The 22710-nt window shown below is 50.6% G+C and carries 21 protein-coding genes and 4 tRNA genes; 19 read left to right on the top strand and 6 right to left on the bottom strand.

Features of this window, described 5'->3' with window-relative positions; all coding sequences use genetic code 11:
• Together GBAG_RS22300 and rpoS are read left to right on the top strand one after the other, a co-directional pair.
• On the top strand, nucleotides 1-167 hold a 167-nt coding region (locus tag GBAG_RS22300; protein ID WP_081908420.1), incomplete at its 5' end, for a peptidoglycan DD-metalloendopeptidase family protein.
• Between the two features lie 79 nt (nucleotides 168-246).
• A complete protein-coding gene (rpoS, locus tag GBAG_RS15860; RefSeq protein WP_034497934.1) occupies nucleotides 247-1239 on the top strand; it encodes an RNA polymerase sigma factor RpoS in 993 nt (330 codons plus the stop codon).
• Nucleotides 1240-1330: 91 nt separating this feature from the next.
• Here rpoS and mutS read toward each other — a convergent pair whose 3' ends face one another.
• Nucleotides 1331-3892: a DNA mismatch repair protein MutS gene (gene mutS / locus GBAG_RS15855; protein ID WP_034497932.1), complete on the bottom strand. Its 2562-nt coding sequence runs from the start codon at nucleotides 3890-3892 to the stop codon at nucleotides 1331-1333.
• A gap of 250 nt (nucleotides 3893-4142) precedes the next feature.
• On the opposite strand from mutS, the gene mltB reads away from it, so the two are divergent.
• The 17 genes from mltB (at nucleotide 4143) to luxS (ending at nucleotide 18018) form a co-directional block, all read left to right on the top strand.
• Nucleotides 4143-5216: a lytic murein transglycosylase B gene (gene mltB, locus GBAG_RS15850; protein WP_034497930.1), complete on the top strand. Its 1074-nt coding sequence runs from the start codon at nucleotides 4143-4145 to the stop codon at nucleotides 5214-5216.
• Nucleotides 5217-5454: 238 nt separating this feature from the next.
• Nucleotides 5455-6168: a metal ABC transporter ATP-binding protein gene (locus GBAG_RS15845; protein ID WP_246864886.1), complete on the top strand. Its 714-nt coding sequence runs from the start codon at nucleotides 5455-5457 to the stop codon at nucleotides 6166-6168.
• Entirely contained in the window at nucleotides 6165-7049 is an 885-nt protein-coding gene (locus GBAG_RS15840) for a metal ABC transporter permease (RefSeq protein ID WP_034497928.1), read from the top strand. The genes GBAG_RS15845 and GBAG_RS15840 overlap by 4 nt, the downstream gene beginning before the upstream one ends.
• Nucleotides 7046-7924 carry a metal ABC transporter substrate-binding protein gene (locus GBAG_RS15835; protein WP_034497927.1) on the top strand — a complete coding sequence of 293 codons (879 nt, stop codon included), beginning with the start codon at nucleotides 7046-7048 and terminating at the stop codon, nucleotides 7922-7924. The genes GBAG_RS15840 and GBAG_RS15835 overlap by 4 nt, the downstream gene beginning before the upstream one ends.
• Before the next feature lie 130 nt (nucleotides 7925-8054).
• A complete protein-coding gene (pncC, locus tag GBAG_RS15830; RefSeq protein WP_034497925.1) occupies nucleotides 8055-8564 on the top strand; it encodes a nicotinamide-nucleotide amidase in 510 nt (169 codons plus the stop codon).
• A gap of 83 nt (nucleotides 8565-8647) precedes the next feature.
• Complete coding sequence (gene recA / locus GBAG_RS15825) at nucleotides 8648-9712, top strand: recombinase RecA (protein WP_034497924.1); 1065 nt, start codon at nucleotides 8648-8650, stop codon at nucleotides 9710-9712.
• Nucleotides 9713-9786: 74 nt separating this feature from the next.
• Nucleotides 9787-10287, top strand: coding sequence for a regulatory protein RecX (locus GBAG_RS15820; protein ID WP_034497922.1), 501 nt, complete (start codon nucleotides 9787-9789; stop codon nucleotides 10285-10287).
• A gap of 161 nt (nucleotides 10288-10448) precedes the next feature.
• Nucleotides 10449-13076 carry an alanine--tRNA ligase gene (gene alaS / locus GBAG_RS15815; RefSeq protein ID WP_034497920.1) on the top strand — a complete coding sequence of 876 codons (2628 nt, stop codon included), beginning with the start codon at nucleotides 10449-10451 and terminating at the stop codon, nucleotides 13074-13076.
• Between the two features lie 249 nt (nucleotides 13077-13325).
• Nucleotides 13326-13511: a carbon storage regulator CsrA gene (gene csrA / locus GBAG_RS15810; protein ID WP_013574027.1), complete on the top strand. Its 186-nt coding sequence runs from the start codon at nucleotides 13326-13328 to the stop codon at nucleotides 13509-13511.
• Nucleotides 13512-13837: 326 nt separating this feature from the next.
• Nucleotides 13838-13930: transfer RNA gene (locus GBAG_RS15805), tRNA-Ser, on the top strand.
• A 4-nt stretch (nucleotides 13931-13934) separates the two neighbouring features.
• Nucleotides 13935-14011: transfer RNA gene (locus GBAG_RS15800), tRNA-Arg, on the top strand.
• A gap of 196 nt (nucleotides 14012-14207) precedes the next feature.
• Nucleotides 14208-14284, top strand: a tRNA-Arg gene (locus GBAG_RS15795).
• Nucleotides 14285-14346: 62 nt separating this feature from the next.
• Nucleotides 14347-14423: transfer RNA gene (locus GBAG_RS15790), tRNA-Arg, on the top strand.
• Nucleotides 14424-14720: 297 nt separating this feature from the next.
• Entirely contained in the window at nucleotides 14721-15287 is a 567-nt protein-coding gene (gene yqaB / locus GBAG_RS15785; RefSeq protein WP_034497919.1) for a fructose-1-phosphate/6-phosphogluconate phosphatase, read from the top strand.
• Entirely contained in the window at nucleotides 15284-15712 is a 429-nt protein-coding gene (locus GBAG_RS15780) for a YqaA family protein (RefSeq protein ID WP_034497917.1), read from the top strand. Before yqaB ends, GBAG_RS15780 begins: the two co-directional genes overlap by 4 nt.
• Nucleotides 15713-15791: 79 nt before the next feature.
• Nucleotides 15792-17348 carry a glutamate--cysteine ligase gene (gshA, locus tag GBAG_RS15775; protein WP_034497936.1) on the top strand — a complete coding sequence of 519 codons (1557 nt, stop codon included), beginning with the start codon at nucleotides 15792-15794 and terminating at the stop codon, nucleotides 17346-17348.
• Nucleotides 17349-17502: 154 nt separating this feature from the next.
• Nucleotides 17503-18018 carry an S-ribosylhomocysteine lyase gene (luxS, locus tag GBAG_RS15770; RefSeq protein WP_034497915.1) on the top strand — a complete coding sequence of 172 codons (516 nt, stop codon included), beginning with the start codon at nucleotides 17503-17505 and terminating at the stop codon, nucleotides 18016-18018.
• Nucleotides 18019-18106: 88 nt separating this feature from the next.
• Here luxS and emrB read toward each other — a convergent pair whose 3' ends face one another.
• From emrB to GBAG_RS15745, 5 genes are all read right to left on the bottom strand, one after another.
• Entirely contained in the window at nucleotides 18107-19645 is a 1539-nt protein-coding gene (gene emrB, locus GBAG_RS15765; RefSeq protein WP_034497913.1) for a multidrug efflux MFS transporter permease subunit EmrB, read from the bottom strand.
• Between the two features lie 15 nt (nucleotides 19646-19660).
• A complete protein-coding gene (gene emrA / locus GBAG_RS15760) occupies nucleotides 19661-20833 on the bottom strand; it encodes a multidrug efflux MFS transporter periplasmic adaptor subunit EmrA (RefSeq protein WP_034497911.1) in 1173 nt (390 codons plus the stop codon).
• 134 nt (nucleotides 20834-20967) lie between these two features.
• On the bottom strand, nucleotides 20968-21498 hold the full coding sequence (mprA, locus tag GBAG_RS15755; protein ID WP_034497909.1) for a transcriptional repressor MprA: 531 nt from the start codon (nucleotides 21496-21498) through the stop codon (nucleotides 20968-20970).
• Nucleotides 21499-21582: 84 nt separating this feature from the next.
• Nucleotides 21583-21924 (bottom strand): L-valine transporter subunit YgaH, encoded by a 342-nt coding sequence (gene ygaH, locus GBAG_RS15750; protein WP_034497907.1) that lies wholly within the window; start codon nucleotides 21922-21924, stop codon nucleotides 21583-21585.
• Nucleotides 21921-22661 carry an AzlC family ABC transporter permease gene (locus GBAG_RS15745; RefSeq protein WP_034497905.1) on the bottom strand — a complete coding sequence of 247 codons (741 nt, stop codon included), beginning with the start codon at nucleotides 22659-22661 and terminating at the stop codon, nucleotides 21921-21923. Before GBAG_RS15745 ends, ygaH begins: the two co-directional genes overlap by 4 nt.
• Nucleotides 22662-22710 lie beyond the last annotated feature (49 nt).

Raw genomic sequence — 22710 nt, 5'->3', positions numbered from 1 at the left:
CCTACGCCCATAACGATACAATGCTGGTCCGGGAACAACAAGAAATCACGGCGGGGCAGAAGATAGCTACCATGGGTAGCACCGGAACCAGTTCAACACGTTTACATTTTGAAATTCGTTACAAGGGGAAATCCGTCAACCCGCTGCGTTACTTGCCGCAGCGATAAGCCGGCGAAGTACTTAACTGCAGAGCTGTATTTATGCACATAAGTATTTTGCCCTGGGATCACGGGTAGGAGCCACCTTATGAGTCAGAATACGCTGAAAGTTAACGAGTTAAATGAAGACGCGGAATATGATGAGAATGGAGTTGAGGTCTTTGACGAAAAAGCCCTCGTAGAAGAGGAACCCAGTGATAACGACATAGCCGAAGAGGAGTTGTTGTCACAGGGGGCCACTCAGCGTGTGCTTGACGCGACTCAGCTTTATCTTGGGGAGATTGGTTATTCCCCATTATTGACAGCCGAAGAAGAGGTGTATTTTGCCCGCCGCGCTCTGCGTGGTGATATCGCTTCCCGCCGTCGCATGATTGAAAGTAACTTGCGTCTGGTGGTTAAGATTGCCCGTCGTTATAGCAATCGCGGTCTGGCTCTGCTGGACTTGATTGAAGAGGGTAATCTGGGGCTGATTCGTGCCGTTGAGAAATTTGACCCAGAACGTGGGTTCCGTTTTTCAACGTATGCAACATGGTGGATTCGTCAGACCATCGAACGGGCAATCATGAACCAAACCCGTACGATTCGCTTGCCGATTCATATCGTGAAAGAGCTGAACGTTTATCTGCGTACCGCTCGCGAACTCTCTCACAAGCTTGACCATGAGCCGAGTGCAGAAGAGATTGCCGAGCAACTGGATAAACCGGTTGATGATGTTAGCCGTATGCTGCGTCTCAACGAGCGCATTACTTCAGTAGACACCCCGTTGGGTGGCGATTCTGAAAAAGCGCTGCTGGATATTCTGGCTGACGAAAAAGACAACGGCCCGGAAGACACCACGCAAGACGACGATATGAAACAAAGTATCGTTAAGTGGTTATTTGAACTGAACGCCAAACAGCGTGAAGTGCTGGCTCGTCGTTTTGGACTGCTAGGCTATGAAGCTGCAACACTGGAAGATGTGGGGCGTGAAATCGGCCTGACTCGTGAACGTGTTCGTCAGATTCAGGTTGAAGGTCTGCGTCGTCTGCGTGAAATTTTGCAGACGCAAGGTCTGAATATCGAAGCATTGTTCCGCGAATAATCGACTGTTCAAATAAAAAAGCGGTGACTCAGGTCACCGCTTTTTTTATGTTTTTTGTAGGCCGGATAAGCGCAGCGCCATCCGGCGTTTTCTACACCAGACTCTTCAGGCGATAAATCCACTCCAGCGCCTGACGCGGTGACAGCGAGTCCGGATCTAACGCTTCCAGCGCCTCAACCGCAGGCGAGGTTTCCTCAGCCACTGACAACAGCGACATCTGTGTACCATCTACTTGCGTGGCTGCAGTGTTATTAGAAAGCGTCTCCAGCTCGCGCAGTTTTTGACGCGCGCGTTTAATCACTTCTTTTGGCACGCCTGCCAGCGCGGCAACGGCCAGGCCATAACTTTTGCTCGCCGCACCGTCTTGCACGCTGTGCATAAACGCAATGGTATCGCCATGTTCAATCGCATCAAGATGAACGTTCGCTACACCTTCCATTTTTTCAGGTAGCGTTGTCAGCTCAAAATAGTGCGTGGCGAACAGCGTCATGGCTTTGATGCGATTTGCCAGACTTTCTGCACACGCCCAGGCGAGCGACAAACCATCATAAGTGGATGTTCCACGGCCAATTTCATCCATCAGCACCAGGCTGTGTTCGGTGGCGTTATGCAGAATATTGGCGGTTTCGGTCATCTCCACCATAAAGGTTGAGCGCCCGGATGCCAGGTCATCTGCGGCACCGACACGGGTGAAGATACGGTCAATTGGGCCAATTTCTGCCTGTTGTGCGGGAACAAAACTGCCGATATAGGCAAGCAATACAATCAGCGCGGACTGGCGCATATAGGTACTTTTACCGCCCATGTTCGGGCCAGTAATAATCAGCATACGGCGTTGCGGAGCAAGGCTTAGCGGGTTAGCGATAAACGGTTCGCTCAGCACTTGTTCAACCACCGGATGGCGGCCCCCGATGACTTTAATACCAGGTTTATCGCTTAATTGCGGACAAGTGTAATTCAGGCTGTACGCACGTTCAGCAAGGTTCACCAGAACATCCAGTTCCGCGAGAGCGGTCGCACTTTGTTGCAACGCTTCAAGATGAGGCAACAACGCGTCGAACAGCTGATCGTAAAGTTGTTTTTCGAGCGCTAATGCTTTCCCTTTGGAAGTCAGAACTTTGTCTTCGTACTCTTTCAGTTCAGGAATGATATAGCGTTCGGCATTTTTCAGCGTCTGGCGGCGCACGTAGTGAATCGGCGCGTGGTGACTCTGGCTGCGGCTAATCTGAATGTAATAGCCGTGCACGCCGTTGAAACCGACCTTCAACGTATCCAGACCGAGTTTTTCACGCTCGCGGATTTCCAGTTTATCGAGATAATCTGTCGCGCCATCAGCCAGCGCACGCCACTCGTCTAACTCTTCGTGATAACCCGGCGCAATCACGCCGCCATCGCGCACCAGCACGGGCGGCGACTCCACCACCGCGCGCTCGAGCAATTCACGAAGTTCGGTGAATTCGCCCATGTTCTCACGCAGCGTTTGCACATAATCAGTCGGGACATCGGCCAGTAACTCACGCAGTTCTGGCAACTGTTGGAATGCGTGGCGCATACGCGCTAAATCACGCGGGCGCGCGGTGCGTAAGGCCAGGCGCGCCAGAATACGTTCGAGGTCGCCGACCTGACGCAATACCGGCTGAATTTCAGCGCTACGATCCTGCAGAGCGGCAATGGTCTGCTGGCGTTTTTGCAGAATATCAACATTACGAATCGGCATATGCAGCCAGCGTTTGAGCATACGGCTGCCCATCGGCGTGACGGTGCAATCCAGCACTGACGCGAGCGTGTTTTCAAAGCCGCCAGACAGGTTCTGGGTAATCTCCAGATTACGGCGCGTTGCGGCGTCCATAATAATGCTGTCTTGCTGGCGATCCATGGTGACTGAACGGATGTGCGGCAGTGAAGTACGCTGTGTGTCTTTAACGTATTGCAACAGGCAACCAGCAGCACATAACGCGTGATGGGCATTTTCGACGCCAAAACCGGTGAGATCACGTGTGCCGAATTGCATATTCATCTGCTGGCGCGCGGTGGAGATTTCAAATTCCCACAGCGGGCGGCGACGTAAACCACGGCGGCCTTCAATCAAACGAGTTTCGGCAAAATCCTCTGCGTACAGCAGTTCAGCAGGATTTGTGCGCTGAAGCTCCGCCGCCATAGTTTCGATATCTTCCGGCTCGGACAGGCGAAAACGCCCGGAGCTGATATCGAGCGTGGCATACCCAAAGCCTTTGCCGTCTTGCCAGATGGCGGCCAGCAGGTTGTCCTGGCGCTCTTGCAGCAGGGCTTCATCACTGATGGTGCCAGGCGTAACGATGCGCACGACTTTGCGCTCGACAGGCCCTTTGCTGGTAGCCGGATCGCCAATTTGTTCGCAAATTGCGGCAGATTCACCCAGATTCACAAGCTTAGCTAAATAGTTTTCGATGGCGTGATGTGGCACGCCAGCCATAGGAATCGGTTCCCCGGCGGATGCGCCGCGTTTAGTCAGGGAAATATCAAGAAGCTGTGACGCACGTTTTGCATCGTCATAAAACAACTCGTAAAAGTCACCCATGCGATAGAACAACAAGATGTCGCGATGTTCTGCTTTGAGGCGCAGATACTGCTGCATCATTGGGGTATGGGTGTCGAGATTTTCCGTTGTACTCATAATGTTTTTCTTTTTAATCCATTGAATTAAAAGTTAATTGCGATTTTTTATTATTGTTAGTGGTCACATTATCGCATGAAGCTGATTCACCGTGAAAAGCTTCGCTATTACACCATAGAACCACTCGCTGACATATCGCCAAACAGCAGGAAATCTTCGCGTCGGCTCGCAGAGTCTGTTACTCCCGCTGTGATTTTGATTTACCATAAGGAATACACATTCGTCGTTAGTCATATGGATATCTCAACACATGCGTTACTCCGTCGCGTTACTTCCGCTTATTGTTTTGCTGGCCGCATGTAGCAGCAAACCGAAAACTGAAACTCCGCAGCAGCAAGCCGGCACGCCTTCGGGTGGTTTCCTGTTGCAGCCGCAACATGATGTCTTTATGCAGACGGGGGATTTTGCCAATAATCCTGAAGCCGAGAAGTTCATCAATAAAATGGTGAGCGAGCACGGCTTTGACCGCCAGCAATTGCATGAAGTGCTTTCTCAGGCGAAAAGATTAGATTACGTGCTGCGTTTGATGGATCAACAAGCGCCAACCACCGCGCCACCTCCGGGTCCAAACGGCGCATGGTTACGTTATCGCGCTAAGTTCATTACGCCAGATAACGTGCAAAATGGTGTCGCGTTCTGGAATCAATATGATGACGCGCTGAAACGTGCTTTCCAGGTTTATGGCGTGCCACCGGAAATTATTGTCGGGATTATCGGTGTGGAAACCCGCTGGGGCCGCGTGATGGGTAAAACGCGCATCATTGATGCACTGGCGACGTTGTCATTTGCTTATCCGCGTCGTGCGCAATACTTCTCGGGCGAACTGGAAACCTTCCTGTTGATGGCGCGTAATGAAGGCGATGATCCGCTGGCATTGAAAGGTTCGTTTGCCGGGGCGATGGGCTACGGTCAGTTTATGCCATCCTCCTTTAAAGAATACGCGGTTGATTTCAACGGCGACGGCCATGTGAATTTATGGGATCCGGAAGACGCCATCGGCAGCGTCGCGAATTACTTTAAAGGTCACGGTTGGGTGAAGGGCGATTTAGTCGCGGTTCCGGCCAACGGCCAGGTCCCTGGGCTGGCGAACGGTTTCAAAACCAAATATTCGGTTTCTGCGTTGCAGCAGTCCGGACTTACCCCACAAAGTTCCCTGGGGAATCATCAGGAAGCTAGTTTGTTGCGCCTGGATATGGGTGACAGATATCAATACTGGTACGGCATGCCGAACTTCTACACCATCACGCGCTACAACCACAGCACGCATTATGCAATGGCGGTCTGGCAGCTAGGTCAGGCGGTTGCGCTGGCTCGCGTTCAGTAAGCTTTTCCCCGCCTTATTCTGAGGCGGGGGTTTTCCCCTCGTTTATATCGTGAAGGTTTTTCCTGATCGTCGATCAGGAATTTACATCGCATTCAATTTAATTTATGTTATGTTATAACAAATCAAATTAAGTGGTTTATCCCGCAATGCTTCCTTCACGGACACTCTTTACCATGGCTGCGCCGGTACGATTTTGTGCCGTCTTAATTTTGCTAGCTGGGCTATGGCTGGCAATTTTATGGGCGATTGCACTGCCATGATCTCGCTAAATCAATTAGTGCTGGGCTACCAGGGAAAGGCCGTAACTGCGCCATTAACCGGCCATATTACGCAAGGCAGCATGACGGCCATCATCGGTGCGAACGGCACTGGGAAATCGACCTTACTCAAAACGCTGTTGAAGCTTCAGCCGCCGGTTTCCGGGCAATTATTATTTACGGATGGATGCGCCCCCCGCATTGCGTGGTTGCCGCAGCTCGCCGAGATGGAACGGCAGTTCCCTACCACCGTTTACGATGTGGTTTGCATGGGGGCATGGCCTGCGCGTGGCCTGTTTTCTGCGTTGAATCGCAAAAATCGCCAGCAAGTAACCGATGCTATTGAGCGTGTTGGTTTAGGCGCTTACAGCAAAAAACCTATCGAAATGCTGTCCGGTGGTCAGTTTCAAAGAATGTTATTCGCGCGGCTGTTGGTGCAAAACGCACCGCTGGTATTGCTGGATGAACCCTTTACCGGCGTTGATTCCCAGACCAGTGATTTTTTGATGACGTTAATCTGCCAGATGCACCAGGCAGGGCAAACGGTCATGGCGGTACTGCACGACAACGAACGCGTCAGCAGACATTTCACGCAAGTTTTACTGCTTGAGCAAGAAAATTTCCATTGGGGGGATGCTGCTCAAGTATTGCCTCGTTACTCGCAAACAGGCACATCTTTGGCGTTATCCGCATGATTTATCACTTTTTAATCGAACCATTTATCGACTACGGCTTTATGCGCCGGGCGCTGGTGGCGTGCCTGGCGTTATCTATTAGTACCGCTCCGTTAGGGATTTTCCTTTTACTGCGACGCATGAGCCTGGTGGGCGATGCGCTGTCGCACGCGATTTTACCCGGTGTTGCCGTAGGGTATTTATTGGCAGGTATGTCATTGATCGCCATGGGCATTGGTGGTTTTGTGGCAGGCGTACTGGTGGCGTTAATCTCAGGCCTGGTCAGTTCACGAACCAATCTAAAAGAAGATGCCAGTTTTGCCGGGTTCTATCTCGGCTCGCTGGCACTGGGCGTGACGCTGATATCGTTACGGGGTTCCAGTGTCGATTTGCTGCATCTATTGTTCGGTTCCATTCTGGCGGTGGATAGCCAGGCCACTCTCTTTGTTGGCGTGATTGCGAGCGTGACGTTGCTTATTCTGGCCGGTTTGTATCGAGGGCTGGTGATGGAAACCTTTGATCGCAGCTTTTTGCAGGTTAATAACCGCTTTGCTCCCCATCTTATACACGGTGTTTTTCTGGCGTTGCTGGTGCTTAATCTGGTCGCGGGATTTCAAATTCTCGGCACGCTGATGTCTGTCGGATTGATGATGCTGCCCGCTGTTTCTGCGCGTTGCTGGGCGAAAACGTTACCAGGCGCGATGCTGATTGCCGTGATTTGCGGCCTGTTATCCGCCTGGTTTGGGTTGGCGTGGTCTTTTGCCGCAGCACTCCCCGCAGGCCCGGCCATCGTATTAACGGCAAGCGTAGGCTTCTTTATCTCAATACTTTTTGGTTCGCGTAGCGGGCTGGTTCGGAGCCTTTGTAGAGGCTGGATAACAACAAGCAAGGGGATTAAATGAAACGTTTTGGGATGATGATGGCATTGGTGCTGGCTTGCTCCAGCCAGGCGGCACTCGCTAAAAACCTCAATGTGGTTGCCAGTTTTACGGTGCTGGCTGATATGGCAAAACAGGTAGGCGGTGAGCATGTGACGGTGAAAAGTCTGGTGGGGCCAGATGGTGATCCCCATAGCTTTGAACCTTCACCACAAGATAGCGTTGCGTTAAGCAAAGCTGACGTGGTTATTGTGAGCGGGCTGGGAATGGAAGGGTGGATGGACCGCCTGGTGAGTGCGTCAGGATATAAAGGCAAAGTGATTGTCGCTTCCGAAGGCGTTTCCACGCGTAAAATGGAGGAGGAAGGTAAGCAAATTACCGATCCGCACGCCTGGAACAGTGCTGAAAATGGAGCTATCTACGCGCAAAATATCACTAAAGCGCTGATGGCTGCCGACCCTGAAAATGCGTCAGCAATTAGCGAGAGCGGCACCGAGTATGTCACTCGCTTGAAACTGCTGGATAGCTGGGCGAAAACACGTTTTGAGTCTATTCCAAAATCGCACCGCAAAGTGCTCACCAGTCACGATGCATTCGGGTATTTTGGCCAGGAATATGGTGTCACTTTCCTTGCACCAGTGGGTTTTTCAACAGAAGCTGAAGCGAGCGCCAGCGATGTTGCGACACTCATTAAACAGCTTAAAAATCAGCACATCAAAACTTACTTTATTGAGAACCAGACCGACCCTCGCCTGGTAAAACAAATTGCTGCTGCCAGTGGCGCACAGCCGGGGGGCGAGCTTTATCCTGAAGCACTTTCACCTGCAGGTGGCCCAGCCAGTACCTACGAAATGGCGTTTAAACATAATGTGGACGCTATTGCTAACAGCATGAAGTGATTTAATCGGCCAGCATTCGCTGGCCGTTCTGTTTTTTCTGGAACCGCCTCGTATTATCTAATGTAATCCTCTGAAAGCATCGTTAAGTGCTATCGTGTAAGCCTGCGATATGTCTACAATCGGAGCCAACATGACAGAGAAAACATTGCGTCAATTAAGTCACCAGGTCGGTGAAGCGCTGGGTCAGCTCGGCGCCACTCTTACCACTGCTGAATCTTGTACTGGTGGCTGGATTGCGAAAGTGATTACCGATGTTTCGGGCAGTTCCGCCTGGTTTGAACGCGGCTTTGTTACCTACAGTAATGAAGCAAAACACCAGATGATTGGTGTTGACAGCGGCACCCTGGAAACTCACGGCGCAGTGAGTGAAGCCGTAGTGCGCGAAATGGCGCAAGGGGCGTTATATGCGGCCGCAGCAGACTTCGCGGTTGCTGTTAGCGGAATTGCCGGGCCAAACGGCGGCAGTGCTGAAAAACCCGTCGGTACGGTGTGGTTTGGTTTTGCTTCAAAGAAAGATGGAACGGTTGCACACCATCAATGTTTTGACGGCGACCGTGACTCAGTTCGCCGCCAGGCCACGGAATACGCACTGCAAACTCTGTGGGAAGAATTTCTCAAAAATAAGCTTGATACTGTATGACCATACAGTATAATTGGCACAACAAAACAGCATAGTAAGCAGTGTGGCACATCCGTGTATCACCCTGCATGACAGGAGTAAAAATGGCTATCGACGAAAACAAACAGAAGGCGTTAGCGGCAGCACTTGGCCAAATTGAAAAACAATTCGGTAAAGGCTCCATCATGCGTCTGGGTGAAGACCGTACCATGGACGTGGAAACGATCTCTACCGGTTCACTTTCACTGGATATCGCTCTGGGGGCCGGTGGCCTGCCAATGGGTCGTATCGTTGAAATCTACGGGCCAGAGTCTTCTGGTAAAACGACGCTGACTTTGCAAGTTATCGCCGCCGCTCAACGTGAAGGTAAAACGTGTGCGTTTATCGATGCCGAGCACGCTCTGGATCCGGTTTACGCTAAAAAACTGGGCGTAGATATCGACAACCTGCTGTGCTCCCAGCCAGATACTGGTGAGCAAGCGTTGGAAATCTGTGATGCGTTGGCACGTTCTGGTGCGGTAGACGTTCTGGTTGTTGACTCCGTTGCCGCTCTGACGCCGAAAGCTGAAATTGAAGGCGAAATCGGTGACTCTCACATGGGCCTTGCGGCACGTATGATGAGCCAGGCCATGCGTAAACTGGCGGGTAACCTTAAGCAATCCAATACCCTGCTTATCTTCATCAACCAGATTCGTATGAAAATTGGTGTGATGTTTGGTAACCCAGAAACCACTACCGGTGGTAACGCGCTGAAGTTCTACGCTTCTGTCCGTCTGGATATCCGTCGTATTGGCGCAGTGAAAGATGGTGATAACGTGGTGGGGAGTGAAACCCGCGTTAAAGTCGTTAAAAACAAAATTGCTGCACCGTTTAAACAGGCTGAATTCCAGATCATGTACGGCGAAGGTATTAACTTCTACGGCGAGCTGGTTGATTTAGGCGTGAAGCACAAGCTGATTGAAAAAGCGGGCGCCTGGTATAGCTACAACGGTGAGAAGATTGGCCAGGGCAAATCAAACTCCAGTAACTTCCTGAAAGAAAACAAGCCAATGGCTGTCGAAATCGAGAAGAAACTACGTGACATGCTGCTCAATAACCAGGATGGCACACCAGATTTCGTCGTTGATGACCACGACAAAGACGTTGCCGAAACTAAAGAAGACTTCTAAATCCCACAAGGGCTGCTACGGCAGCCCTTGTTTGTTTCTGCGTAACAACATTTCTTTTAAACAGGTTATCCGCTATGCCTGCTGAATCTACTTCCCGCCGCAGCCCTTATTCCCGATTATTAGACAAAGCCACTCGCATTTTGGCGATGCGCGATCACAGCGAACAAGAACTTCGTCGCAAACTCACGGCCCAGCCGACTTTTCCCGGAAAACCAAAAACAGACGAAGATCCTTTTACGCCAGAAGATATCGAAAAGGTGATTGCCTGGTGTTATGAACATCGCTGGCTGGATGACGAACTTTTCGCAACACGCTTTATAGCCAGTCGTGGCCGCAAAGGTTATGGCCCGCAGCGTATTCGCCAGGAATTGCAAAGCAAAGGTATTTCGCGAGAGACCAGTGAAGCCGCAATGCTGAATTGTGAAATAGACTGGCAGGTGATGGCACAAGAAATTGCTGAGCGAAAATTTGGTGAGCCGCTTCCAACTGAATGGAAAGAACGAGCTAAGGTGCAGCGTTTTCTTCTATACCGCGGATTCTTCATGGAAGATGTCCAGGGCGTTTATTCACGGTAAATATCTAAATTTTGCCGATTAGGGCCACGCGGGATTTTACTTCCCCGATAAGAAAACTTATCTTATTCCCACTTTTTCCAGGCAAACAGGTCAAGACCAAAGCATCAAAATTGGCTATGACCGGTTTGCTAACTCCTCGTTAGCTTGATTTCAGGATAATTATGAGCAAGAGCACCGCTGAGATCCGTCAGGCGTTTCTCGATTTTTTCCATAGTAAAGGTCACCAGGTTGTAGCGAGTAGCTCCCTGGTTCCGAATAACGATCCTACTTTGCTGTTTACCAATGCCGGGATGAACCAGTTCAAGGATGTATTCCTTGGTCTCGACAAACGTAATTATTCCCGTGCAACAACGTCCCAACGTTGTGTCCGCGCAGGTGGTAAACACAACGATCTGGAAAACGTCGGTTACACTGCCCGTCACCACACTTTCTTTGAGATGCTGGGTAACTTCAGCTTCGGCGATTATTTCAAGCATGATGCCATCAATTTCGCATGGGAATTATTAACCGGCGAGCAGTGGTTTAACCTGCCAAAAGACCGTTTGTGGGTCACGGTATACGAGACTGACGACGAAGCGTTTGAAATCTGGGAAAAAGAAGTTGGTGTTCCGCGCGAGCGCATTATCCGCATTGGCGATAATAAAGGCGGCGCTTACGCATCTGACAACTTCTGGCAGATGGGTGACACCGGTCCGTGCGGCCCATGTACTGAAATCTTCTTTGACCATGGCGACCACATTTGGGGCGGCCCTCCGGGCAGTCCTGAAGAAGATGGTGACCGCTATATCGAAATCTGGAACCTCGTGTTCATGCAGTTCAACCGTCAGCAGGATGGCACTATGCTGCCACTGCCGAAGCCGTCGGTTGATACCGGTATGGGTCTGGAGCGTATTGCCGCTGTGCTGCAACACGTTAATTCCAACTACGAAATCGACTTGTTCAGCAAGCTGATTCAGTCTGTTGCCAAAGTTACTGGCGCAACCGATCTGACCAGCAAGTCGCTGCGTGTTATCGCTGACCATATTCGTTCTTGCGCATTCCTGGTGGCTGATGGTGTTACTCCGTCGAACGAAGGCCGTGGGTATGTGCTGCGTCGCATCATTCGTCGCGCGATTCGTCATGGCAACATGTTGGGCGCGAAAGAAACCTTCTTCTACAAACTGGTTGGCCCATTGGTTGAAGTGATGGGTGCGGCGGGCGAAGAACTGCAACGCCAGCAAGCGCTGGTTGAGCAAGTTCTGAAAACTGAAGAAGAGCAATTTGCTCGTACACTTGAGCGTGGCCTGGCGCTGCTGGATGAAGAACTGGCGAAACTGACCGGCGACACTCTTGATGGCGAAACTGCTTTCCGTCTGTACGACACCTACGGTTTCCCGGTTGACCTGACAGCCGATGTTTGCCGTGAACGTAACCTCAAGGTAGACGAAGCAGGCTTTGAAGCTGCTATGGAAGAGCAACGCCGTCGTGCACGTGAGTCCAGCGGTTTTGGCGCTGACTACAACAGCATGATTCGCGTGGATTCTGCTTCTGAGTTCAAAGGCTACGATCACACCGATTTGACTGCGAAAGTCACCGCGCTGTTTGTTGACGGTAAAGCGGTAGAGCAAATTACTGCCGGACAAGAAGCGGTTATAGTACTCAACGAGACGCCATTCTATGCAGAATCTGGCGGCCAGGTTGGCGACAAAGGTGCGATTAAAGCGAACGGCGTAGATTTTGCTGTCAGCGATACGCAGAAGTATGGCCAGGCTATCGGCCATCTGGGCAAGTTAATTGCGGGCGTTGTGAAAGTCGGCGATAGCGTAAAAGCTGAAGTTGATGAAGAGCGTCGTTCTCGCATTCGTCTGAATCACTCTGCGACTCACTTGCTGCATGCGGCATTGCGCCAGGTTCTGGGCACTCACGTTGCGCAGAAAGGTTCTCTGGTAAACGACAAAGGCCTGCGTTTTGACTTCTCTCATTTTGAAGGGATGAAACCAGCTGAAGTGCGTGCGGTAGAAGATATTGTGAACGCCCAGATTCGCCGCAACTTGCCAATCGAAACCAATGTCATGGACCTGGAATCGGCTAAAGCGAAAGGAGCGATGGCTCTGTTTGGTGAGAAATATGATGATCACGTGCGTGTTCTGAGCATGGGTGATTTCTCAACTGAACTCTGCGGTGGGATTCACGCCAGACGTACTGGCGATATTGGCCTGTTCCGTATCGTTGCTGAATCAGGTACTGCTGCGGGTGTTCGTCGTATTGAAGCTGTTACCGGTGAAGGCGCGCTGGCAAATCTGCATGCGCAGAGCGAACAGTTGCAGGATATTGCACAGTTGCTTAAGGGCGACAGCCAGAATCTGAATGAGAAAGTGCGTTCAGTACTGGAGCGTACCCGTCAGCTAGAAAAAGAATTGCAGCAGTTGAAAGAACAGCAGGCGGTGCAGGAGAGTGCAAACCTTTCCAGCAAAGCTGTCGATGTGAAAGGCGTTAAACTCCTTGTGAGTGAGCTTGCCAACGTTGAACCGAAGATGTTGCGTACCATGGTTGATGACCTCAAAAATCAGCTTGGCTCGGCAATTATTGTTCTGGCGACGGTATCAGAAGGCAAAGTTTCTTTGATTGCTGGTGTATCTAAAGATGTGACCGACCGCGTCAAGGCGGGGGAACTGATTGGAGTCATTGCCCTGCAAGTTGGAGGCAAAGGGGGCGGTCGTCCAGATATGGCTCAAGCAGGTGGTACAGACGCGGCAGCATTGCCAGGCGCTCTGGCCGGTGTGGAAGCCTGGGTCTCGGCGAAGCTCTAAGTAAAAAAATAAAGTGCAGACAGACGCCATAGCTCATTCAGGTTATGGCGTCTTACTAATTTGCACACACTCAATAATGATAAAGTCAGGTTAAAGTCCCGTATATCGGCTAGACTTAGTCATAACAGAATGTAGTGTCGTGGCCGTTCACTCTTTATGTGTTTGTCACTACTTACTTTTTGGCGTATATGATGGAGAATGCCGGGATACAGAGAGACCCGACTCTTTTAATCTTTCAAGGAGCAAAGAATGCTGATTCTAACTCGTCGAGTTGGTGAGACCCTCATGATTGGGGATGAGGTGACCGTGACAGTACTTGGGGTAAAAGGTAACCAGGTTCGTATTGGTGTTAACGCCCCTAAGGAAGTTTCTGTTCACCGTGAAGAGATCTACCAACGTATCCAGGCTGAAAAATCGCAACAAACGAGTTACTAAAGTTACTGCGTCTCGCTAACCACTAGCGAGACGCTTCGTTTTACAGGCTTATTTTCTTCGCATTACCTCGCAATACCTCCCATGTTTCCTGTCATCATCATAAATTCTCACTTGCCCTAATCGCTTTCTTTTCGCCATTACCCCTATCTTGCTTGTTGATAAAACACTCTTTTTGCCGTGAATTCGCCCGAATTGTGTGTGAAGTGTGCAATTAAAAATTAGTTGGGAAAAATTGTTTGACTTATAAGTGCGGGAAAGTAATATGTGCGCCACGCAGTGCCGATGAGCAGAAACAAGTTCAACGGTACACCTCGAAAGAGGCGTGTGGTGAGGTGGCCGAGAGGCTGAAGGCGCTCCCCTGCTAAGGGAGTATGCGGTCAAAAGCTGCATCCGGGGTTCGAATCCCCGCCTCACCGCCATTTTGCACCCATAGCTCAGCTGGATAGAGTACTCGGCTACGAACCGAGCGGTCGGAAGTTCGAATCTTCCTGGGTGCACCATTCTTCCTCCTACCACGTAGCACTGGTAGTGTTCCAAAGAAAGTTAATTTCTTAGCGAGCAGCAGGGAGAAAAACGTTGCTCACGCAACGGCCCGTCAGGGCAAGCACCGCGAGTAACGCTCCGGATGCACCATCTTGTTGATGTTGTTTAGAACAACAAACAGCATTAAGTCAGCAGTAAAAGAAGTAATCCCGTGCACCCATAGCTCAGCTGGATAGAGTACTCGGCTACGAACCGAGCGGTCGGAAGTTCGAATCTTCCTGGGTGCACCATCTTCTTCGATGTTACGGCAAGTTCAGTGACATTGATTCAGAAGTCAAAGCAGTAACTCGATGCACCCATAGCTCAGCTGGATAGAGTACTCGGCTACGAACCGAGCGGTCGGAAGTTCGAATCTTCCTGGGTGCACCATATTCCTCCCAAATACCAGCAATGGTAGCGCTTCAGAGAAATTCAATTTCTCAGCAAGCACAAGGGAAGATAACGTTGCTTCAGCAACGGCCCGAAGGGCGAGCCTTCGGCGAGTAATCTTCCTGGGTGCACCATATTCCCCCCAAGTTTTACCTCCTGAATTTCAAAAACAAAATCCCCAGTAACACCAAACAAACCCATTAGTTACCTTCTGAACTATCTCAATTACAAATAAGCGACAATATTATTGGTTTACGCTAAAGTAACGCCTCAATATTGTGTGATGTGAGGGATGAGATGTACGAACGTTACGACGGTCTGATTTTCGATATGGACGGAACCATCCTCGATACCGAGCCAACACATCGTAAGGCGTGGCGTGAAACGTTAGCGGGTTATGGTATGCAGTTCGACGAACAGGCAATGGTTGCGTTGAATGGCTCCCCAACCTGGCGTATTGCGCAGGCGATTATCGAACTCAATCGTGCAGATCTTGATCCCCATCGTCTTGCGCAGGAAAAAACGCAGGCCGTAAGAGCTATGCTTCTTGATACGGTGCGCCCACTTCCCCTCATTGAAGTCGTTAAATCCTGGCATGGTCGTCGGCCAATGGCCGTGGGAACAGGCAGCGAAAGCGATATTGCCGAGGCGCTGCTAAACCACTTAGGTTTACGTCAGTATTTCTCCGCAGTTGTCGCGGCCGATCATGTTAAAAATCACAAACCCGCTCCTGATACTTTTTTGCTATGCGCTGAATTAATGGGCGTTGCACCGCAAAAATGTGTGGTGTTTGAAGATGCCGATTTCGGCCTCGAAGCTGCACGAGCGGCTGGAATGGATGGTGTGGACGTCCGTTTGCTGTGAGTGAGGCGCTTTCGCTTTTTTCGTTATTTACCAGCAGTTTTCTTAGCGCTACTTTATTGCCAGGAAGTTCAGAGGCGGTGCTGATTGCGCTATTAGTTGCAGGCTCAGGGCCGACCTGGTTACTCATTGTGATAGCAACAATGGGTAATAGCCTTGGAGGCCTGACTAACGTTATTCTGGGGCGGTTTTTCCCGTTACGGGAAACGTCGCGCTGGCACGGAAAGGCAAGTGCGTGGCTGGAGCGTTTTGGCCCGGTAACATTATTACTCAGTTGGATGCCTGTAATCGGCGATCTGCTGTGCCTGTTAGCTGGCTTATTAAGAATGAGCTGGGGACCGGTAATCTTTTTTTTATGCCTTGGTAAAGCGCTTCGCTATATCGTTGTAGCGGCTGCAACGGTTCAAGGCATGGCGTGGTGGCACTAATTGAGTGGAATGATAATTATCACCCCCACCTAAAACAATTATGCTTAATAAAAATGAATTCGACAGGCGGGAGGTCAATTTGATCCCGAACGTATCACAGGCGCTGGCCTGGCTGGAAAAGCATCCTCAGGCAGTAAAAGGTATTCATCGTGGTCTTGAGCGTGAAACGCTGCGAGTCACCCCAGATGGTCAGTTGGCGACAACTGGACACCCGGAAAGCCTTGGTTCTGCGCTGACACACAAATGGATAACCACCGATTTCGCCGAAGCACTGCTGGAGTTTATCACTCCTGTTGATGGCGACATCGACCATATGCTGACGTTTATGCGCGATCTCCATCGCCATACGGCCCGTGAACTGGGTGACGAGCGCATGTGGCCGCTGAGCATGCCATGCTACATCAACGATGGTCAGAACATTGAGCTGGCACAGTACGGCTCATCCAACAACGGTCGTTTAAAGACGTTATATCGTGAGGGTTTGAAAAATCGTTACGGTGCGTTGATGCAGACCATCTCTGGCGTTCACTACAACTTCTCGTTGCCGCTGGAGTTCTGGCAGGCTCGTCTGGGCGTAGAAGATGCGCAGAGCGGTAAAGAAGCGATTTCCGCCGGATACTTCCGCCTGATTCGTAACTACTATCGTTTTGGTTGGGTCATCCCTTATTTATTCGGTGCATCGCCTGCAATCTGTTCATCCTTCCTGCAAGGGAAAGAAAGCGCATTGCCGTTTGAAAAAACCGAATGCGGCATGAATTACTTACCGTATGCGACTTCATTGCGCCTGAGCGATTTGGGTTATACCAATAAATCCCAGAGCAATCTTGGCATCACGTTTAACGATTTGGAGACTTATGTCGCCGGATTGAAACGTGCCATTAAGACGCCATCGGAAGAATACGAGCAGATGGGGTTAGAGAAGGACGGCAAGCGTCTTCAAATCAACACCAACGTGCTGCAAATTGAAAATGAACTCTACGCACCGATTCGCCCTAAACGCGTCACAGGGGCGGGTGAGTCGCCTTCTGATGCGCTGATGCGTGGCGGGATTGAATATATCGAAGTGCGTTCCCTCGATATCAACCCGTTCTCGCCAATTGGCGTTGACGAGCAGCAGGTTCGTTTCCTTGATCTGTTTATGATTTGGTGTGTGTTGGCTGACGCACCTGAAATGAGCAGCGACGAATTGTTATGTACCCGCAAAAACTGGAATCGTGTGATTCTTGAAGGCCGCAAACCGGGCCTGACGCTGGGTATGGGCTGTGAAACCGCGCAACATCCGCTGCCAAAAGTGGGCAAAGATCTGTTTGCAGATTTACGCCGTGTTGCCGAAACGCTCGATGGCATTGCCGGAAATACAGAATATCAAGATGTGTGCGACCAACTGGTTGCGTGCTTTGACGATCCAGAATTAACGTACTCAGCACGTATTCTGCGGTCTATGATTGATAATGGTATTGGCGGTACAGGGCTTGCGTTGGCAGAGCAATACCGTCAGGTTCTGGTACAAGAGCCGCTGGAGATTTTGACTGAAGAAGTATTGCAGAAAGAGTGTGATGCTTCATGGCAGCGCCAGCGTGATATCGAGGCCAGTGATACTGAGCCGTTTGATGTCTGGCTTGAAAGTCACTCTTGATACAAAAGAAAAAGGCCACAATGAGTGTGGCCAAAATATTCATCTCTGAATCAGGGATGATGATAACAAATGCGCGTCTTTCATATACTCAGAGTAGCGTAGGAAAGATTGGTTCATTTTATTTTTAAAAAAATCACTTATCGGAGGTTGTCAGATGCCGTTGTTGGATAGCTTCACCGTTGACCATACCCGAATGGGCGCACCAGCAGTGCGTGTGGCCAAAATGATGCATACGCCTCATGGCGATACTATCACTGTATTTGATCTGCGCTTTTGTATCCCGAACAAGGAAGTGATGCCAGAAAAAGGGATTCATACTCTTGAGCACCTGTTTGCTGGATTTATGCGTGACCACCTGAACGGGAATGGCGTAGAGATTATTGATATTTCACCAATGGGCTGCCGTACGGGTTTCTATATGAGCCTGATTGGTGTACCGGAAGAGACTCGCGTTGCTGATGCATGGAAAGCAGCAATGGAAGACGTACTGAAGGTAAAAGAGCAAAACCAGATCCCTGAGCTGAACGTTTACCAATGTGGCACTTACCACATGCACTCGCTGCAAGAAGCACAGGATATCGCGCGTCATATCCTTGAGCATGGCGTGAGCGTAAACAGCAACGAAGAGCTGGCTCTGCCGAAAGAGACACTCAAAGAGCTGCACCTGTAAGTCGGATAAGCAACGTCATCCGACAATAATGAGTAAATGCAAAAAGGGGCCAATCGGCCCCTTTTGTATTTCTGACATTCTGTCTGACTTAGTGCGCTCCACCGCCGCCGCCACCGGCACCAAACGGTGGTTTGGCAAACCACACCAACCCCAACAGCAGAATAAAGACTCCCGCTGAGAACCAGAAAATCTCATTGGCCGAAATAATCAGCCCCTGGTTGGTAATCTGCTGCGCAATATAGCCAGAGGCTTGTTGCGGCGACATACCGAGATTTTCGAGCTGCGAATACATCTGCTGCGCATTCGGGTTAAATGGCGTGACCGACTCCGTTAACTGCGCGTGGTGCAACGCTTCGCGGTTAGTCCAAAGCGTCGTGGTTATCGACGTACCAATCGAACCGGCAAGGGTTCGGGTAAAGTTCGACAAACTCGATGCTGCTGCCATGCGCTCAGGCGGTAAACCGGAAAGGGTAATCGTCGTCAATGGCATAAAGAAACAGGCCACAGCGAAGCCCTGAATGAATTGCGGCCAGGCTGACCCGCCAAAATCCATCCCCGGTTCAAAGGTATAAGCACGCCAGTAGAAACAGACGGCGTACATAATAAAGCTGAACGTCACCAGACGCCGCATATCGAGTTTGTGAGCAAAGCGCCCGATAATCGGCGATAGCAGAACTGGAATGATCCCGACCGGTGCCGACGCCAGACCCGCCCAGGTTGCCGTGTAGCCATATACCTCCTGCAATAGCTGCGGCAGCAAAACAATTGCGCCGAAGTAGAGCATATAGGCGAGACTGATACACAGACACCCGATGGTAAAGTTTCGCGATTTAAACAGCGACAAATCAACGATCGGATTGTCGTCCGTCAGCTCCCAGACAATCAAGAAGCTTATCGCCACCACCGCGACGACAGTCAGAACCACCACTTCGGTTGAGTTAAACCAATCCAGCTCTTTACCACGGTCGAGCATGATTTGCAGGCTACCAATGCCTACAACCAACAACGCAAGGCCGATGGCATCAATGCGACGATGCTCGGTTTTGGTTTCGCGCCCACGCAGCGTTTGCAGCGTCAGCAGAACCACCACCGCACCGATCGGCACGTTGATAAAGAAGATCCAACCCCAATGGTAGTTATCACTGATATAACCACCGAGAATTGGCCCACAAATTGGCGCTACGATAACCGTCATCGACCACAGCGCCAGAGCGATACTTCGCTTAGCAGGCGGATAGTTGTTCAGCAGCAGACTTTGTGAGAGCGGAATCAACGGCCCGGCAACAATCCCCTGGATAACGCGGAAGAAAATCAGCATCTCCAGGCTTTTGGACACGCCACATGCCCATGATGCCAACACGAACAGAATCGTTGACCACATGAACAGCTTCACTTCACCAAGGCGCTTGGCAAGCCACCCGGTTATCGGAATGGAGATGGCGTTCGCCACCCCAAACGAGGTAATAACCCAGGTTCCCTGGCTCAATGATGAGCCAAGGTTCCCGGCGATAGTCGGAATTGCCACGTTGGCGATGGTAGAGTCCAGCACCTGCATAAAGGTCGCCAATGACAAGGCGATGGTCATAATGACCAGTGGAGCACCTTCCAGCGGTTTCTGCTGTTTCATACAAGCTCCGCTTTGTTAACCCGCATTGGCCTGGATGATGTTATTGATAAGCTCGTTGGCAGGCGCAAGATTCAGCTCGCGCGCATTGCTTTCATACACCGGAGAGTGACGAGTCGTATTTGCCAGCATACTGCCTTCGCGGTTACTGGTATCCACAGTCACCAGTGTCGACAAACCGATTCGCAGCGGATGTTGCTCAAGCTGCTTTGCATCCAGTTCAATACGCACAGGCAAACGCTGAACGACTTTGATCCAGTTACCCGTCGCATTTTGTGCCGGGAGCAAAGAGAACGCGCTGCCGGTGCCCATATCCAGGCCGACAACTTTACCGGTGTACTCAACTTTATCGCCGTAAATATCACTGACGACAGTCGCCGGTTGGCCGATGCGCATATGCGCAAGTTGGGTCTCTTTGAAGTTTGCATCCACCCACAAACCGCTCGCAGGCACGATGGCCATCAGCGGAGTCGTTGGGCTAATTTGCGCGCCAACTTGCACGACACGGCGCGAAACATAGCCGGTCATTGGGCTGACGATTTTGGTACGTTGCAGCGCCATCCAGGCATTACGCAACTCGGCTGCGGCCTGCTTAACGCTTGGCTGCTCTTCGAGTTTAGTGCCCAGGATCATCGCCTGATTGGCATTATATTGCTGAACGGCAACATCCAGTTGCGCTTGAGCCGATGCAACGGCATCACGGGCGTGTTGCAATTCCTCACGACCAATCAGGTTGGCATTCCCCAACGGTACGCGGCGATTCAGGTCGCTTTGAGCTTGTGCAAGAGAAGTCTTTTGCAGCTCAATATTGGCCTGATATTGCTTGCTGTTAATCATTAACTGACGCGTCTGACGAACACTTGAAGCCAACACGGTTTGTGCTTGCTCAAAGGCTTGCTCTGCATCAGCCTGGTCTAGCGTTACCAGCACATCGCCTTGTTTAACGAAGTCGGTATTATCAGCCCAAACCTTGGTTACGCTTCCGGAAACCTGGGACATTATCTGTACCTGATTACCGGCCACATACGCATCATCCGTATTTTCGTAGTGACGTAATACTAAAAACCAGTAAATCCCATATGCCACAGCAATAATGACAAACAGCAGGGTCAACAGGAGTAAGGCACCTTTACGTTTGCCTTTCTTGTTACCCGGCTGTTGCGGGGTTTGAGTCTCCGCATGTGCGCTCATGCTTATCTCCACACTTTTTTATTATAGTGATCGGCTGAGCCGACCTGTTAGACCCGACAGGCCAGCAAGGTGAGTTGCTGGCCTGTCGGTATTCATCTTTTTTGGGGCACTACGATTTCACGCGATGACGGCACTTAGCGCACGGCTTCAAGTACGGTCTGGTTCTCATCCATTTCATCCAGGCGGGTCAGCAGTTTGCGGGTAATATTTTCCAACTGCTCTTTCTCCGTACCGCTCAGTGAAGACCACAGCTCATGCAAGCAGCGGTGTTGCGGCGGTAACACCTGACGTAAGAATTCGTGACCTTTTTCGGTCAAATGCAGATGCAGGCAGCGGCGATCGTTATCGCTTTCACGGCGTTCAATCCAGCCACGCTTTTCCAGTTCATCAGCAATACGGGTCGCATTGGTACGGGAAGAACCCAGAGCACAGCTCAATTCTGAAGGCTGAATGCTATGGCTTTCCTGCGATTCAAGAGTGATCAACGCCATAAATAGCGTCTCGTTAATCCCTTGAGCTTTCAGCATTTTATTGCGGTTTTCCAAAAGCTTGCCCTGCATATGCATGCACAGGCGGGTCAGAAGAACTTCCTGGTATGGGAATTCCTCGTAGCGTTTGGCGCGAAATTTTAGCATTTGTTCAATGGGCGTAAACGAACTATCCATTTTGGCATAACCTCATTAGTTGCGGTCGATATAATAACGATGGTGACAAATAAAGTAAATGTATTGTTTATACGTTTTTCATCGTCAGACGGTGATCACCATCATGAGTTTCCAGGTTAATCCATAACCCAGAGCACTTAATAACGTCGGGATAATAATGCTGCGAGTTTTGTAAAAGCTCAGCCCGAGAATGATAAATCCCATTAACGTCGGGACCAGACGCTGCGCGTCATGCATGATTTCAGGCACGCTGGAAACCACCAGCAAAGCGCAAATTGACGCAATGCCAATACTGTCGAGCAGGACGCCTGTCGCGCCACGTTTTGCCGGGCGCGTCGAATTTGCCCGGATGCGCAGAGGCAAATAGCGAAACATATAGTTAGCAAAGCCGACCAGCAGACCCAGCCAAAGCACTTGTGTACTCATTCTGGTTCTCCTTGATAAAACGTCTGTACTAATGCTGCCAGGCATCCACACGCAATGCCCGCAAAAATCGCCGCAGGAATAGAAATCAGCGTGACGCCCAGTAATGCGCCCGCAAGCGAAGCGGTCACCGTCCATGACTGCTTACGCTGGAACGACGCCAGTAAGAAGCTCATAAAAAGGGCAGGCAACATAAAGGTTAACGCCGCTTCCACAGCAGGGAAGTTATCCAGCAAACCATTCCCGGACCATGAACCTAGTGCGGTGCCCAGTATCCACGAGAACCAGGAGCTGAATGCGATGCCGATCATCCAGTTTTCGCTCCAGCGGCGGTTATCGCGCACCAGCTTCGCAGTGGCTGCGGCAAAAACTTCGTCGGTCAGGCCAAAAGCCCAAATCGCGGTTTTAGGTTTGCTCAACTGACGGGTAATTCGTTGGCGCAGGGAAGGGCCGTATAAGACGTGGCGCACATCCATTGCCATGACTGTTAATGCGGCTACCCACAAAGAACTGCCAGCAGCCAATAAAGCGGTAATCACAAACTGGCTGGCACCAGCATAAATAATGCAGGAGAAAAACAGGCTCTCAAATGGCGTGAATCCCAGCTTGGTCGCATTCAATCCAAATGCGAAAGCTACCGGAATATAGCTGATGACAATCGGTAAACTGTCTTTCAGCCCTTCAACCCAGGTAGCATCATTTTGTTCGTTATTTAAGGGAACTGTTGCAGGACTATCCATATTAACTATTTATCTATTTCTGACGTTAATGTCACTCGAATGAACAAAT

This window comes from Buttiauxella agrestis ATCC 33320, assembly GCF_000735355.1.
Taxonomy (GTDB): domain Bacteria; phylum Pseudomonadota; class Gammaproteobacteria; order Enterobacterales; family Enterobacteriaceae; genus Buttiauxella; species Buttiauxella agrestis.
Note: the sequence above shows the minus strand (reverse complement) of the source record. Positions and strands in the feature narration are given on the sequence as shown.

Coding starts and splice junctions, on each gene's coding strand:
- ygaH (WP_034497907.1), bottom strand. CDS start 21,924: ATGAGTACACAAGTGCTTTGGCTGGGTCTGCTGGTCGGCTTTGCTAAC.
- emrB (WP_034497913.1), bottom strand. CDS start 19,645: ATGAAACAGCAGAAACCGCTGGAAGGTGCTCCACTGGTCATTATGACC.
- mutS (WP_034497932.1), bottom strand. CDS start 3,892: ATGAGTACAACGGAAAATCTCGACACCCATACCCCAATGATGCAGCAG.
- recA (WP_034497924.1), top strand. CDS start 8,648: ATGGCTATCGACGAAAACAAACAGAAGGCGTTAGCGGCAGCACTTGGC.
- GBAG_RS15745 (WP_034497905.1), bottom strand. CDS start 22,661: ATGGATAGTCCTGCAACAGTTCCCTTAAATAACGAACAAAATGATGCT.
- GBAG_RS15840 (WP_034497928.1), top strand. CDS start 6,165: ATGATTTATCACTTTTTAATCGAACCATTTATCGACTACGGCTTTATG.
- emrA (WP_034497911.1), bottom strand. CDS start 20,833: ATGAGCGCACATGCGGAGACTCAAACCCCGCAACAGCCGGGTAACAAG.
- GBAG_RS15820 (WP_034497922.1), top strand. CDS start 9,787: ATGCCTGCTGAATCTACTTCCCGCCGCAGCCCTTATTCCCGATTATTA.
- GBAG_RS15835 (WP_034497927.1), top strand. CDS start 7,046: ATGAAACGTTTTGGGATGATGATGGCATTGGTGCTGGCTTGCTCCAGC.
- alaS (WP_034497920.1), top strand. CDS start 10,449: ATGAGCAAGAGCACCGCTGAGATCCGTCAGGCGTTTCTCGATTTTTTC.
- pncC (WP_034497925.1), top strand. CDS start 8,055: ATGACAGAGAAAACATTGCGTCAATTAAGTCACCAGGTCGGTGAAGCG.
- mprA (WP_034497909.1), bottom strand. CDS start 21,498: ATGGATAGTTCGTTTACGCCCATTGAACAAATGCTAAAATTTCGCGCC.
- GBAG_RS15845 (WP_246864886.1), top strand. CDS start 5,455: ATGGGCGATTGCACTGCCATGATCTCGCTAAATCAATTAGTGCTGGGC.
- luxS (WP_034497915.1), top strand. CDS start 17,503: ATGCCGTTGTTGGATAGCTTCACCGTTGACCATACCCGAATGGGCGCA.
- yqaB (WP_034497919.1), top strand. CDS start 14,721: ATGTACGAACGTTACGACGGTCTGATTTTCGATATGGACGGAACCATC.
- rpoS (WP_034497934.1), top strand. CDS start 247: ATGAGTCAGAATACGCTGAAAGTTAACGAGTTAAATGAAGACGCGGAA.
- mltB (WP_034497930.1), top strand. CDS start 4,143: ATGCGTTACTCCGTCGCGTTACTTCCGCTTATTGTTTTGCTGGCCGCA.
- csrA (WP_013574027.1), top strand. CDS start 13,326: ATGCTGATTCTAACTCGTCGAGTTGGTGAGACCCTCATGATTGGGGAT.